At 51.6% G+C, this 14682-nt stretch carries 12 protein-coding genes and 1 pseudogene; 8 read left to right on the top strand and 5 right to left on the bottom strand.

Annotated elements, in window-relative coordinates:
• Positions 1 to 109 precede the first annotated feature (109 nt).
• Positions 110 to 3085 carry a transglycosylase domain-containing protein gene (locus JI735_RS27315; protein WP_039835349.1) on the bottom strand — a complete coding sequence of 992 codons (2976 nt, stop codon included), beginning with the start codon at positions 3083 to 3085 and terminating at the stop codon, positions 110 to 112.
• Between the two features lie 139 nt (positions 3086 to 3224).
• Positions 3225 to 3824, bottom strand: a complete 600-nt coding sequence (rpsD, locus tag JI735_RS27310) for a 30S ribosomal protein S4 (RefSeq protein ID WP_020433013.1) — start codon at positions 3822 to 3824, stop codon at positions 3225 to 3227.
• 500 nt (positions 3825 to 4324) lie between these two features.
• Between rpsD and JI735_RS27305 the strand changes: the two genes are divergently transcribed.
• The 5 genes from JI735_RS27305 (at position 4325) to JI735_RS27285 (ending at position 9328) form a co-directional block, all read left to right on the top strand.
• The gene (locus JI735_RS27305; protein WP_039835350.1) at positions 4325 to 6322 is read left to right on the top strand and encodes a diguanylate cyclase; all 1998 of its coding nucleotides are present in this window, start codon (positions 4325 to 4327) and stop codon (positions 6320 to 6322) included.
• A gap of 94 nt (positions 6323 to 6416) precedes the next feature.
• Complete coding sequence (locus tag JI735_RS27300; RefSeq protein ID WP_202676625.1) at positions 6417 to 7283, top strand: hypothetical protein; 867 nt, start codon at positions 6417 to 6419, stop codon at positions 7281 to 7283.
• 92 nt (positions 7284 to 7375) lie between these two features.
• Positions 7376 to 8491 carry an aminopeptidase gene (locus JI735_RS27295; RefSeq protein ID WP_039835353.1) on the top strand — a complete coding sequence of 372 codons (1116 nt, stop codon included), beginning with the start codon at positions 7376 to 7378 and terminating at the stop codon, positions 8489 to 8491.
• Positions 8492 to 8617: 126 nt separating this feature from the next.
• Positions 8618 to 8863 (top strand): HPr family phosphocarrier protein, encoded by a 246-nt coding sequence (locus tag JI735_RS27290; RefSeq protein WP_039835354.1) that lies wholly within the window; start codon positions 8618 to 8620, stop codon positions 8861 to 8863.
• Positions 8864 to 9022: 159 nt separating this feature from the next.
• Positions 9023 to 9328 carry an Fpa/YlaN family protein gene (locus tag JI735_RS27285; protein ID WP_039835355.1) on the top strand — a complete coding sequence of 102 codons (306 nt, stop codon included), beginning with the start codon at positions 9023 to 9025 and terminating at the stop codon, positions 9326 to 9328.
• 67 nt (positions 9329 to 9395) lie between these two features.
• Here JI735_RS27285 and cax read toward each other — a convergent pair.
• A pseudogene (gene cax / locus JI735_RS27280) lies at positions 9396 to 10465 on the bottom strand (calcium/proton exchanger).
• Between the two features lie 153 nt (positions 10466 to 10618).
• Here cax and JI735_RS27275 point away from each other — a divergent pair.
• On the top strand, positions 10619 to 10984 hold the full coding sequence (locus tag JI735_RS27275) for an Asp23/Gls24 family envelope stress response protein (RefSeq protein WP_019911482.1): 366 nt from the start codon (positions 10619 to 10621) through the stop codon (positions 10982 to 10984).
• A gap of 114 nt (positions 10985 to 11098) precedes the next feature.
• Here JI735_RS27275 and JI735_RS27270 read toward each other — a convergent pair whose 3' ends face one another.
• Positions 11099 to 12232, bottom strand: a complete 1134-nt coding sequence (locus JI735_RS27270) for an FtsW/RodA/SpoVE family cell cycle protein (RefSeq protein WP_233476084.1) — start codon at positions 12230 to 12232, stop codon at positions 11099 to 11101.
• Between the two features lie 106 nt (positions 12233 to 12338).
• Positions 12339 to 12686, bottom strand: a complete 348-nt coding sequence (locus JI735_RS27265) for a YugN family protein (RefSeq protein WP_020433004.1) — start codon at positions 12684 to 12686, stop codon at positions 12339 to 12341.
• Between the two features lie 240 nt (positions 12687 to 12926).
• Here JI735_RS27265 and JI735_RS27260 point away from each other — a divergent pair, with 240 nt between their 5' ends.
• Positions 12927 to 14096 carry a M20 family metallopeptidase gene (locus JI735_RS27260; protein ID WP_202676624.1) on the top strand — a complete coding sequence of 390 codons (1170 nt, stop codon included), beginning with the start codon at positions 12927 to 12929 and terminating at the stop codon, positions 14094 to 14096.
• 79 nt (positions 14097 to 14175) lie between these two features.
• On the top strand, positions 14176 to 14604 hold the full coding sequence (locus tag JI735_RS27255; RefSeq protein WP_039835360.1) for a CBS domain-containing protein: 429 nt from the start codon (positions 14176 to 14178) through the stop codon (positions 14602 to 14604).
• Positions 14605 to 14682: the final 78 nt, after the last annotated feature.

Below are 14682 nucleotides of genomic sequence, written 5' to 3'. Positions count from 1 at the left end.
TCTAAACACATCGGGCTGTATTAAAAACAGCGTTCCCGGCAATGATCCGGGAACGCTGTTTGTTGTGAACTTATAAGAATTTAGATGCTTCGCGCCTGGAAGGCCGCGATTAAGGCGTTGCCGCTGCGGCATTTCCGGAGCCGGCATTTCCTCCGGCAGGGTTTCCTCCGGCAGCATCTCCTCCAGCGGCATTGCTGCCACCTGCGGCATTAGTGCCTCCACCGGCAGGGACATCGGATGATCCCGGCGGCTCAATAATGACCATGCCGGGATCTTCCGTGCTGCCTGGCTGCGCTCCGGGGTCCGGTGTAGCTTCTGCACCGGGAGATTCCTCCGGCGGCGGCGTAGTCTCCGGTGTGGGAGTGACTGCTCCGGCTACACTGCCCGAAGACGTCTCATGACCGGCTACATCCACCGCAGCCACATAGAAGGAGGCATTGGCGCTGGACGGAGTGCCAGGGGTGAAAGTGGTTCCTTCGCCGACGGATAGAACAGCCTGCTTCTTGTAGGCTCCTCCGTTAAGAGAACGGTACAGGCGGTATCCGACCACATCCGGCGAACCGCTTGGGTTAAAGGTGATGACGGCTTTGCCCGTACTATAAGAGACATTGACTCCGCTTGGAGGCGTTGGGCTATTGCCATCGTCTACGCGAGGATCAACCTCGGTCGGGAAATCGGATTTCGCATCCTCCGGCATGTAGTATGACAACGATTGATGTTCCCTCATCGACTTGAAGGCGGCAAGCAGCTCCTTCACGAGATCCTGGATCGGTTTGTCGCGTTTGACGACAATTTTCTGTTTGAGGAAATCCTCAGGTGTGCCATCCAGCGGAAGGTAGTTCACGCCATTGTAAGTAATATATCTGGCTCTGGAGATTCCGTCATCACTTTGTTTCGGCACATATTTTGCGTTAAAAATATCTGTAGTGAACCTGTCGGTCAAGTCCGTGGGCAGTTTGCCGCTGTAGGCGGATACTGTCTTTTTGACAATGCCTTCAGGCTTTGCAAATTCCTTCGTGACAAAAAGCTCAGGCTGCTTGTCAATGACCGCGTTCATTACTTTGGTCCACAAGGTCTGCGCCTGACGTTTCTGGGTATCGCCCTGAAGCGTATTGATTTGTTCCTTATAGCCCACCCACATGCCAAGTGTGACATCCGGCGTGTAGCCCATAAACCATACATCTCCGTAGTTTTGGGTGGAACCGGTTTTACCGACAATTGGCACATCTTTGAAGTGTTTGTAGTTTTTCTTGACGGTGCTTGCGGTTCCGTCGGTAATCACCGTGCGCAGCATATCTGTCATAAGATAAGCGGTCTGCTTGGAGTATACCTGCTCCGGATTGACTTTATGCTGATAGATGATTTTGCCCTGGGCGTCTACAATCTTTTCGATCATATAGGCGTCATTAAAGGCTCCCTGGTTACCAATCGAGGAATAGGCATTCGTTAAATCTTCAACGGTTACCCCATATTTGAGTCCGCCGATGACCCCGGTCTGCGCTTTGTAATCATCATCCTGGATCGTAGTAATCCCCAGCTTCTTGGAAAAAGCCCATGCTTTCTCGATTCCTACCTTCTCATTGAACAGCTTGAGGGCTGGCAAATTCAAGGATTTGTTAAGGGCATAGCGGGCTGTGACCAGACCCTGATACCGGTTGTTGGCATTCTTCGGAATGTGGAAGCCTTTGCCGCCGTCCTTAAGAATGATGGGCGCATCATCAAGGATGCCTGCAGGCTGGATCAATCCGGCATCCAGTGCGGGCAGATAAGCGGCAATGGGCTTCATAGTTGAACCCGGCTGCCGTACCATCTGCGTAGCATAGTTCATCTGCTCAATATTGAAGTCCCGTCCTTCGATCATGCCGAGAATCGCCCCGGTTTTGTTGTTGATCATCATGCCGGCTGTCTGTTCCTTGCCCCGGGCCTTGCTGTCTTTCGTGAAATTAGCACTGTCTTCCGAGACGCTGTGCATCGCACTGTATACTTTTTTGTCGATCGTCGTGTAGACGCGGTAACCGCCGGTCATCAGCTGCCGGCGCGCTTCCTCGAACAGTGTGTTGTTATCTGCAGCGGCAGCAGAGGCATTCGGATCAACTACGCCATTTTTGCCCTCGTTGAGGGACAGCAGAATCTCGGCGGCCTTGCGCTCGGTCTCAAGCATCAGATAAGGATATGTAGCATAAGCCTTTTTCGTATGCGGAGCCAGAGAACCCTTGATATCAAATTGCAGTGCTTCATTATACTGGGAGGCCGTGATCTTGTTCTCCTCCAGCATCCGGCGCAGCACAAGCTTTTGGCGTTCCATGGCACGCTTAAATGCCGTTTCATTAAATTCTCCGACTCCATTAAACGCGGAGTATTTGGAAGGAAGCTGGGGGAGTCCTGCCAGATATGCGGCCTGGGCCGTATTCAGCTTATCCAGATCATCCAGTCCGAATATCCCCTTGGCAGCGGCTTTGATGCCGTACACATTGTACCCGTTGGAACCGTTGCCGAAAGGAACCTTATTTAAATAGGCTGTTAAAATTTCCTGCTTGGATAAATACCGTTCCAGCCTTAGAGACAGCAGGATCTCCTTAATCTTGCGGTCCTCTGTGCGGTCAAGGCTCAGGAACACGCGTCTTGCCAGCTGCTGGGTCAGGGTGCTGCCGCCGGTCTGAACGGATTCATTCAGCAGCTTTTGCTTGACGGCACGCAGGGTGCCGCTGAAATCGACCCCTTTATGATTGTAGAAATTATTGTCCTCTATCGCGAGAACGGCATCAATCACAAGCTGCGGGATATTGTTGAATTGTACAAGTCTGCGGTCCTCTTCGGTCCGGAGCTGGCCGATCGGTTGGCCATCGCGGAAATACGCAAAGCCGGTAACGGCATTTTGGCTGACTTCCTTTTGAATCAATTCTTCGGAACGGACCGGATCATCCTTCACTATGGAAGCGACATATCCGGAAACAGCACCGCCGGCAAACAGAATGCCTAATATGCCGAGTATAAACATCCACTTCACGACGGAACCGAACCTGCGGAGCCAGGATCTACGGGGTGGACGCTGCTTTACGGTCTTCTTTTTGTTCTCCTCAACCATCGACGTTAATCCTCCTTTTAACGGAACTATTATAGCACAATTTGGCGGTTTTGAATGCGCCTCAGCCTCAGCAATATCCATGAAAAAAGCCCCCAGATTTCTCTGGAGGCTTTGAACGTTTTCGCTGTGCAGCGAAATATTAACGGTTGTAGAACTCGACGATTTGCTTTTCATCGATATCCTGGGACAGCTCGGCGCGTTCCGGCAAACGAATGTATTTGCCTTCGAAAGAGCCGTCAGCATATTCCAGGTAACCTGGAAGGTGGGAGCGGTTTTCCAGAGCTTCTTTGATGGAAGCCATAGCGCGGCTTCTTTCGCGAAGTCCGATTACGTCGCCCACGCTTACGCGGTAAGAAGCGATGTCGACTTTTTTGCCGTTAACGGTAACGTGTCCGTGGGATACCAGCTGACGCGCACCAGCGCGGGAGTTGGCGAAACCAAGACGGTATACCAGGTTGTCCAGGCGGCTTTCGAGCAGGAACATGAAGTTTTCGCCCGCAATACCCTGGAGCTTTTGTGCTTTGGAGAAAAGAGTTCTGAACTGCTTTTCACCCAAGCCGTACATGTGGCGCAGTTTTTGTTTTTCCAAAAGCTGCATTCCGTAGTTACTTACTTTTCTGCGTTGGTTAGCGCCGTGCTGTCCCGGAGGGAACGGGCGTTTCAGGTCTTTGCCTGTACCGCTAAGGGAGATGCCCAGACGGCGGCTGAGTTTGAATTTAGGTCCGGTGTAACGTGCCATGTTATAGTAGACTCCTTTATAATTGAAATTTCATGGTAGGGCCTATTTGCGCCGCAAATCGTATCCGTGAAAGCGTTAGATGGTTTCACACTGCCGGGGAAGTTCAGCCGCTGCCCTGGCAGTAACGAGATGCGTGAGGGTGACACAACGTTACGCCCAATAAAGACCTGTTACAGTCTTGTTCAACAATAAATATTATATGAAAACAACAGTTAAAGTCAAGAGCATCTTTAAAGAGATTTTGTCTATCTTTGTCGTTAGTTCTTTGGTCCTAAAAAAAATCCCGGTTTTGAGGAAAATATAATGCAATACCCAAAGAAAGGGAGTAAAATATAGTTAATTAGATGTTATCGGAAAGAAATTTCTAGTATAAAAGAATTTATAGGTATAAATCGTTAAATTATCCTTCTCATTCTCGCTGAAACGGAACCGCCTATTTTATCTTATTGAGGGCGGTAAAACCATTTCTTCCAGTGTGAGATGTAAAGGGGATCCTTTTTATGTCAGAGCAGGAAGCATGCGGACGCAAAGATAATCGTGTGCTGTTACAGGACACCATGCAATCACGCGGAGATATTGAAGATCCCGCCGCATGGCTTAGGGAGACGGATATTGTATCATACGACTTTCCCCATGCAGCCAACCTGATTGCGGAAAGTTTCCGGGAGTGGCGGGGGCAGAGCGGACCGGAATTCGCCAAGGCCTGGGACTGGTGTGTGCTTAATTTTGAGGGAAAACACATTGATATTATTGATAATAGAGGAAATGAGGATCAATGGAGGAGACAGTTGGAGGCCGCTGCGGCTGACTCCCTGCAATTCGCGAAGCCTTATACGATCCATGAGCACGCCGCTGGACATACAATGTCTTTCGTAATCATTCCCGTATTTACACGCAGCCAGAGGGAAATTTTTGCGCTCCTTGGCTGCGTTATGCCGCATGAGCAATTTGAACAAGGCGGATTGTATATAGCGGAAGCGATGTCCTTGCATTTTCAGGCTTGCTTTTACCGCAGATTTGAGCATATGTTTATGTCTGATCTGGCTGGATTGCATCTGCATGCGGAGCGTGAGAGCAGCCGGCGTTCGCTGCTGTTCCAGATCGTACAGCGGATGCATGACAACATTGATGTGGATGCTGTGCTGACCGAGGTGATCGACAGTATTTCGGCCATGTATCCGGGAGCCAGGCTTGAGCTTTTCATGTCGCAGGACCACCGCAGCGCGAATCCGCTGGTCAAGCCGCTCCCGCTTCACTGGGGGGACGATGATGTATGCGCAAGAGCGTTCAAGGACGGACGCGTATCCCTGTATGCCGGACGTGAGGACAACCATTCGGTAGAAATTGGCCTTCCCCTCGGCGGCAAGCAGGGGGTGTATGGCGTATTCCATATGGTGATGGACAAGCCGGCTTTTCCGGAGGTGGATCTGCGTTTCCTCTCCATGGTGGCTGATACGGCAGGTACGGCTTTTGAGAATGCCAAGCTGTATGAGCGGTCCAATCAGCTGATCCGGGAACTGCGCATGAGCAATGAGCTTACCCAGCGGCTGAATCAGAGCCTGCGCCTTGGCGATATTTTTCAGTTCGCTTTTGAAGAGCTTCTGGAAATGTTTGATGCCGATTACTGCTGTATTTTACATATGAATGAGGACAAGGGCGGGCTGGAGGCGATCGCCTGCAACTATCATCCCCTGCAGGGTGAGATTCTGGAAATCGGCGAAGGGCTTGGCGGCCGGGTATACACCACAGGCGAGGCCCTTATTCTGTCGGATTACCGGAAGTCGGACGGAAGCTATTCACGGCTGATGAATGCTACGGGTTCGAATTCAGTGATTGCTACTCCGCTTAATGTAGGAGGCGAGGTTCGTGGGGCGATTATGCTCACACACCGGGAACCGCATTTCTTCTCTTATGACAGTTATAGACTGCTCCAGGCCATGGCAGGCCATATCGGGCTTGCTGTGGGCAATGCGCGCCTGCATGCCGAGGTGCGGCGTTTGGCCAACCGTGACAGTCTGACCGGCTTATATGCGAGGCATTATCTGGACGAGGTCATCAAGGATAAGCAGATTACCGAATTCTGCGGTTCTTTGATTGTCGTGGACATCGATCAGTTCAAGATGGTGAATGACACCTATGGTCACCAGAAAGGCGACAAAATTCTGAGACAGGTCAGCGAAATCGTCAAGTCTTCCATCCGTCAGGGGGATATCGCCGCGAGGTGGGGCGGGGAGGAGCTGGCGGTGTATTTGCCGCAGCTTGGCGTGCAGCAGGCGGTATTTGTAGCAGAACGGATTCGCAAGCGGGTAATGAGCGAAACAGATCCGCGTGTAACCGTCTCCTGCGGCATTGCGGAGTGGAGCTGGACAGATGATAAGGTAAGCGTGGAATCGCTCTTCTACCGGGCGGATATGGCCCTCTACGAAGCGAAGAACAACGGCAGGAACCAGGTCGTGCTCGATACCAAAATAGCGGAGACCAGTACAAAGAATCCTTAAGCGCAAGCCATGGGGATTCTTTTTTTGCATAAGCCCCGGGCGGCGGGAAACTCTATAGAAATATTCATATCCTAGACCGGAAAGGCTTGAGTTCATGAGAACAATTAAAATCCGCCGGATGATGATCCTGAGCGCAGCCCTGCTGCTGGGTCCTATTCTTAGTGCCGGCTGTACCCGCATCCATGATAAACCTGCTGCAGAGGTGCTCCATCTGGTTCTGGCCGGGATGGCGGGGAGCGATGGGGTGTCCTTTGAGGGGGCATCTTCCCTGCTCCTTGACGGCAATCCGGCCCCGGAAGCCTCACTCTTCTATGGAGGAACGGTTTCAGACCATAACAAGGTAAGTCTGCATACGTTTTTGCCGGATGGCGGCACACCGCAAACAGCGGCAGGGGCAGGAGAAAACAAGCTGAAATCAAGCTCGGCAGCGGCTGCGGCCTATTATACCCGGTTAGAGAAAAAAAACGGCCAGTGGACGCTGCTGCAGGAAGACAGCACCGCCTCGCCGGATAACCCGCTGCCTGCGCTGAATCCGCTCCGCCAGCTCGAAGAGCTGGAGAACCTTGAAATTGAGGTTTCCGAGGAAGCGGGTGCGGCGAGAGGGACCAGGGTGCTGCGGATTGAGCTGAGTGAACCGGAGGCGGGCAGGCAGCTGGCCGCTGAGCTTGAGGGGCAGATGAAGGCCATCCGTCCGGATACATCCGGCTCTGAACAGAAGGAAACGGGCAAGGAAGAAGAGGCCTTGCAACTGCTGTGGGAGAAGAAGAATAATGAGCTTCAGCAGAAGCTTAAGGAAGTATCGGTCCGGACTGTATACTACTTACAGGTGGATACGAAGCGGAACCTGCCGAAACGTCTGACCTGTACCCGCCGGGTGAACGATCCCGCAAATCAGGGGACAACCGGAGGCGGCGCAGAGGAAATTTATTTAACAGAGGTCAATTTTTACGGTTACCGCTGAGTTTCAGCATCCCCAATGCCTTGCGCTCCACTGCTGGCGTGCTACAATATAACGGTATGTCTATTATTTGCATGAGGAAGGAAGAGAGAAAGATGAAGGATCCGAGGATTCAAAAGCTTGCGGAAAATCTTGTAGGCTACTCCGTAAACGTGCAGCCGGGCGAGAATGTGCTCGTCGAAATGATTGGCAGCGAAAGAGATTTAATCAAAGCTGTCGTGGAGGAAGTGGGCAAAGCGGGCGGCCATGCATTTGTGCAGCTTACCGACCGTACCGTTCTGCGCAGCATGCTTCAATATGCTACCCGGGAAGGTCTGGAGGCCTGGGCGGAAATTGATTTGAACCGTATGAAGCAGATGGATTGCTATATCGGTATCCGTGCCGGCGAGAATGTGAATGATCTTTCGGACGTTCCGGAAGAAAATATGAAGCTCTACAACTCCCTGTATTCCCATCCGGTACATAGCGAACAACGCGTCAAACACACGAAGTGGGTAGTGCTGCGTTACCCTAATGCCAGTATGGCACAGCTGGCCAATACGACCACCGAAGCGTTTGAGGACTTTTATTTCGAGGTCTGCAATCTGGATTATGCCAAAATGGACAGAGCCCAGGATGCCCTGGCCGAGCTGATGCGCAGAACGGATAAGGTCCGCATATCCGGTCCGGGGACGGAGCTTGCTTTTTCGATTAAGGGAATTGGTGCGGAGAAATGTTCCGGACACCGGAATATCCCTGACGGTGAGGTCTATAGTGCCCCTGTCCGCGATTCCGTCAATGGAACGATCAGCTACAATGCAGCAACGATCTATAACGGTGTGACGTTTGAAAATGTAAAATTTAAATTCGAAAACGGAAAGATTGTTGAAGCTACCAGCAACGACCCTGTGCGGCTGAACGAAATTCTCGATTCCGATGAGGGTGCCCGCCATATTGGCGAGTTTGCCATTGGTTTCAACCCTTACATCCTGCACCCTATGAAAGATATTCTGTTCGATGAGAAAATCGCCGGCAGCCTGCACTTCACACCGGGCCAGGCATATGATGTAACGGACAACGGGAACCGTTCCTCCATTCACTGGGATCTCGTTTTAATTCAGCGGCCTGAATACGGCGGCGGCGAAATCTATTTTGACGATGTGCTGATCCGCAAGGACGGGATCTTTGTTCTTCCGGAACTGGAAGGTCTGAATCCCGAGAATCTGAAATAAATTGTAATCACAGCAGACGTTTCTCTTGTTTCAGGAAAATGCCTTGCGCGAGTAAGCGGATTCAATGTATCATGGAATTGGTTACAAAAGACTTAAGCTTCATAATCAAGTTGCGGAGGGATTCCTATGTCCAGTAACAATGCGGCAATCGTGGATATTGCCCAAACGGCAAGCAAGTTCAACTCATCGATCGTTCTTCAGGCAGACAACAAGTACATTGATGTTAAGAGTATTCTCGGTCTGTTCACTACGCTTGTCTCCAGCCAAAGCTATGAGCTCCATGTTCATGGTACGGATGCTGAGGAAGCCAAGAAGGCAATGAGCGAGGTTTTTGCCAAGCATGGTTTGAAATTTACGGTGGTAGCGGAATAAGCGAATGGTTCCGTAGGACGTCCTGCCTTTGCGGCAGGGCGTTTTTTCTATAAATAAAAGACTTTATAAGCAGCATTCTTGTATTGGGTCCGGATTTCGACTAATATTAAACTAAATAGCAATAGCAGCTGTAACTTTTGGACATGGGGGGGATAATGCATGACTTCATCGGATTTGCAGGAACAGCTTAATCTTAGAGCAGTCACTCTTCTTCAAGAAGATGCCGATAAAATTCAGAAGCTCATCGAAGTGCAGATGGAGAATCTGGCAACCCGTTACTGCCCTCTCTATGAGGAAGTGCTCGATACCCAGATGTACGGGTTCTCCAGAGAAGTTGATTTTGCGGTCAGAGCAGGACTGGTGCCGGAAGTTTCAGGTAAGCTGATTCTGAGCGAGCTGGAGCGCAATCTGGCCGTACTGTACGATGCGCTCAACAAGAAGGCTGAAGAGCGCGAGATGCTGTAATCACCAATATCATTTATAAAAAAAGCACATGGGGACCTTTGCGGGTCCGGCCATGTGCTTTTTTGTGTTACACGAGATAGAAAGAAACTCCGAGGATCATATACACGGCCAGCAGCAGCAAGCCTTCATACCAGTTGGTTGCACCGTCCTGAATGATGGATTTGGCAATAAAGACAGATACGGCGATTGCGACAATCTCTATTGTGGTGAAGACAATGTCCATCGTATTGCCCATGAAATAGCTGGCAAAAATCAGGACCGGGGCCACAAACAAAGCAATCTGCAGACTGCTGCCGACGGCGATCTCGACCGCTGCGCCAATTTTGTTCTTCATGGCCAGCATGATGGCGGCACTATGCTCCGCGGCATTCCCGATGATCGCCACCAGGAAGGCACCGACAAACAGCTCGCTGAAGCCAAAACGCTCCGTTAACGTCTCCAGCGTGCCGACAAGCCATTCGCTGACAAAAGCGACCATAACCGTTGCCAGGATCAGATAAATAACCGATCTACCCATGGACCAGGCCGGCTTATGCTCATTCGGCAGTTCTTCCTCATTGTCTACCGTCACGTCCGCCAAGTACTTTTTGTGTGTAATCATGGAGAAGATCAGCCAGGCCATGTAGGCGGCGATCAGCAGACCTGCTACAACCAGACTGAGCACATCGGTATCCTTTTCTGTGATGGAATGGGTATTGAAGAACATGGCGGGTACAAAGAGGGCGATGACAGCCACGATCATCAAGGAGCCATTCAGTCCGGCCAGTGTAACATTGAAGTTCTGAACCTTGAATTTCATGCCCCCGGCAAAAATACTGAGGCCCAGCACCAGCAGCAGGTTGCCGATGATAGAGCCGGTGAGGCTGGCCTTGACCATATCGAACAGGCCTTCCTTCACCAGGAAAAAGGCGATGATCAGCTCGGCCGCATTCCCGAAGGTGGCATTAAGAAAGCCCCCAGCCGCTGCCCGGCATAGTGGGCTACACTTTCTGTAGCCCGGCCCAGAAAGCCGGCTACAAAAACGACCGAAATGGCAGAGAGCACGAATTGCAGCGTGTGGTCCCAGTCTGCATAATGTCCGATGGCGCTGAGGATAAAGGTTATTACCAGCAGCGCCGGAGAGATCCATTTTTTCAAGTAATGCACACTCCAGTCTCTATATGTAGGTTGATTTCATAATCAATATACCCAAATTGTTCCGGTGTGTAAACGGGGATGCAAGAAAGTCATTTGCTTTTTAGCCTGTTTTCGAATTACAATAATTGATAATGAGTGTAGGGGGGTTATGGCATGGCGGAACAACTTCAACTGGAAATGGGAAACATACGGATCTCTAATGACGTCGTCTCGAAGATTGCCGGATTGGCTGCCTTGGAGACCCCGGGAATCGCGGCCATGTCTGGCGGCTTGTCCGAGGGCTGGGCCAAGCGTCTCAGCGGCAAAAACGTGCAAAAAGGTGTTACTGTTGAAGTGGGACAGCTTGAAGCAGCTGTAGACCTGCGCATCATCGTTCTGTACGAAACTCCGATTCACGAGGTATGCCGGATGCTTCAGCAGAATGTGCGCGAGGCTGTGGAGAGCATGACGGGGCTTCATATCGTTGAAGTCAACGTCAAGGTTGAAGGCGTCGCCTTCAAGAACGACGAAATTTCGTAAAGCGGTGCATTGGCAGTCAAGCCATTAACAGAAAGTAACCAAAAAGGCAGCCGGGGATTTAATCCCCAGGCTGCCTTTTTGGTTACTGCATAAGAAACCGGCACGTATGTAGCATCAGCGGGCACGGACTTGTCTAACCGTGGTAACAGACTTCGTTACCTCCTCTTTGGCCGGCCGGTTAGTTTCTCTGGAAATGCTCAGCATAATGCCCATGGAGAGCATGGTTACGAGCAGTGAGGAACCTCCATAGCTGATGAACGGAAGCGTAACTCCGGTAAGCGGGATCGTGTTGGTGACCCCGCCGATGTTGACAAAGGCCTGAATGGCAATCAGGCCCATGACCCCGATGCCGACAAGGGTTCCGAAGGGGTCGGTGCATCTAAGCGCAATCAGGATGCCGCGCCAGATGAAATAGAGGTAGACCAGCAGGAAAAGGGAGGTCCCTATAAATCCCAGCTCTTCACCGATAACAGCAAAAATGAAGTCGGTATATGGATAGGGCAGATAGTGCAGCTTCTGAATGCTCTGGCCAAAGCCTGAGCCGTTGGTTCCCCCTTCGCCAAAGGCGATCAGGGATTGAACGATATTAAATCCGGCATCGTCAGCGACAGCAAGCGGGTTGATAAAGGCGCTGATCCGGTCCTTTTTGTAATCCTGGCTGACCGCCGCCGTTTCTGAAGGCGGTGATAAGGAGTCAATGGCTGCTTTTGCACCCATAACAATTCCGACACCAAGCACCAGCAAGGCGATGGAGGCCATAATATGCTTCATGCTGGCCCCTCCGGCGTAGATAACTAGCCCGCTCGTGACTACCAGGATCAGACAGGAACCCAAATCCGGCTGCATCATAATGAGTCCTGCAACGATGCCCACAATAACCATCACCGGAATATAACCTGTGCGCAAATCTCTAAGCCGCTCGCCTTTTTTGGAGATCAGGGCAGCCAGATAGAGGATGATGGATATTTTGGCCAGCTCCGTGGGCTGAATGCCCAGGCCAGCGATGTTGAACCAGCTTTTGGCACCGTTGATTCTCTCAGCGGAGGCTACGAACAGCAGCAGGACCAGCGTGATCATAAAGATTGGGGCATACCACTTCTTGAATTTACTGTAGTGGATATTCATCGTCACGAACATCACGAAACTTCCCAATACCACCCAGATGATCTGGCGTTTGACAAAATAAAAGGGATCATTTCCAAACTTCTCACTGGCCAGCGTCAGGCTGGAGCTGGAGCTGAAGACCATGATCAGTCCGAAGCCGACCAGCAGTAGAGTCAGAATTAGCAGCTGAAAATCGGGCGTTCCTCTTTTGGGCAGGCTGACATTTTTTTCGTCGTTCCCTTTACACTGCTCAAGCCTCCAGCAGCGCCTTCAGTTCAAGGATATGCTTCGCGGCATCATCCAGAACAGGCTTAGGGACAGGAGATTCATACTCCAGACCATGGGGAAAGGTGGCTTTGCCCAAGTAGACGGCTTCAATCGCCAGCACGGCGTCGGACTTCTCCAGCTTTCCTTCGACAGCACGCGTGTTGATCCGCAAAAAATATTCTCCGCCGTTCTGCCTGTCTTCGATCTTGCAGTCATAGGTGGCCCGGTAGTATTCCCACTGCCAGCGGATGAATCCGGCTTTGGCCGCGCTTTCGTCCAGATAGAGAAGGTCGCTTGTCAATCCAACGAGGCCCGTGTTCTCAAATATCATAGCGCACATATCCCCCTTATGAAGTATAATGATAAATTCATGCCTATTATTATAGATGTTCCTTTTCATGATAGTATGTTTCCCTGGGTTGTGCAAGGCGTGCCGGACCTGTTGGTACCCTCTTTTTTGTGTTTCTGCTACAATAATAGAAATATAGCCTTTGGGGCTGAATGGAAGAAGAGCCACAAGGCCTTGAAGGTCTGTCCGAAGCGGAATCGGAAGAAGGGAATGGGGATTATAATGGATAGGCGAACACTGGAACAGCTGCTGCCGGATATGGTGAAATGGCGCAGACATCTGCACCGTCATCCGGAGCTGTCTTATCAGGAGAAAGAGACCTCGGCGTTTGTTGCCGCGAAGCTAATAGAATTCGGGATTGAAGTCGTGAGAAGCAAAGCCGGTTACGGGCTGACCGGGATCCTGAAAGGAAAATCGCCGGGCAAAACCGTTGTTCTGCGCGCGGACATGGATGCGCTGGCCATCACGGAGGAGAACGGCCGCGAGTACGCCTCGCAAAATCACGGAGTTATGCATGCCTGCGGCCATGACGGGCATACCTCCATGCTGCTTGCCGCCGCTGCCTATTACAGCAGCCGCAGGGAAGAGCTGCAGGGTGAGCTGCGCTTCCTGTTTCAGCCTGCGGAAGAGATCTGCCCCGGCGGCGCGCTGGGGATGATCGCTGAAGGGGTGCTGGAGGGAGCTGACGCAGTGTATGGCCTGCACTTGTGGACGCCGCTGCCGGTCGGAAAGGTAGCCAGCGCACCGGGGCCGCTGATGGCCTCTGCGGATGAATTTTTCATCGACATCACCGGTAAGGGCGGACATGCCGGTACGCCGCACCGTACGGTTGACAGCATTGTGGCCGCCGCCGCTCTTGTGACCCAGCTGCAAAGCATTGTCAGCCGTTCGGTGGACCCGCTGCGCCCTGCAGTCGTAAGTGTGGGAACGATTCAGGGCGGGACCGCCCAGAACATCGTGGCGGAACGCTGCCGGATCACCGGCACGGTGCGTGCGTTTGACGAGGAGACCCGTTATCTCATCCGCCAGAGAATTGAAGAGATGACCGCTTCTGTAGCCGCTTCATACGGGGCTGAAGCCAAGATCGATTATTTGATGGGTTATCCGCCGCTGGTGAATGACGAAGCGGAATTCCAACGCTTTTTCCGCGTGGCGCCAGCTGCGCTTGGCGGTGAAGTCCGCGTAGAACGGATGGAGAAGATCATGCCGGCAGAGGATTTTTCCTATTATGTTAAAGAAATTCCCGGCTGCTTCATCTTTGTGGGTGCGGGCAATCCGGATAAAGATGCGGTGTATCCGCATCATCACAGCAAATTCGATTTTGACGAGGATGCTCTGCTGCACGGGGCGAAGGTGCTTGTGGCGATGGCGGATTCCTGCCTGAATGAATAATTAGCAGCCCGTATATTTTAACGTTTCAAGGGGAACCTACTTCCGAAGAACATGGAAAACATGACAGGAGGGTTCAATCTTGAAGACAGTCAAAGAAGTAATGACGGCGCACCCTGTGTGCGTCACCTTACAGGATAATCTCTATGAGGTAGCCGTGAAAATGAGAGATGCGGATACCGGCGTTATTCCGGTGGTAGAAGCTGACGGGGAATCCCTGATCGGTATTATTACGGACCGGGACTTGGTAATCCGGGGTTATGCCGAGAAGCATTCCGGCTCGACTGCGGTGGAAACGGTAATGACCAAAGGAATTACTGCCGTTTCCGAATCCACTTCGGTGGATGAAGCGGCTGAGCTGATGGCCTCCAGGCAGATCCGGCGCATACCGGTGGTCAACGGAAAAAAACTGATCGGGATCGTGTCGCTGGGTGATTTGGCCGTGAAAAATATTTTTGCTGATGAAGCAGCAGAAGCTTTGACTGACATTTCACAGCAGCATCTGCATTAGTAATAGAAGCAAGGGGGAAGCTCATGTCCGTTACCGCGGGGTGGGCTTTTTCCGCTATACACCGGTTTGAAAGATACA

The organism is Paenibacillus sonchi (assembly GCF_016772475.1).
GTDB classification, from domain to species: Bacteria; Bacillota; Bacilli; order Paenibacillales; family Paenibacillaceae; genus Paenibacillus_AQ; species Paenibacillus_AQ sonchi.
The sequence above is the reverse complement of the archived record's forward strand: the minus strand, read 5'-3'. Positions and strand labels throughout refer to the sequence as shown.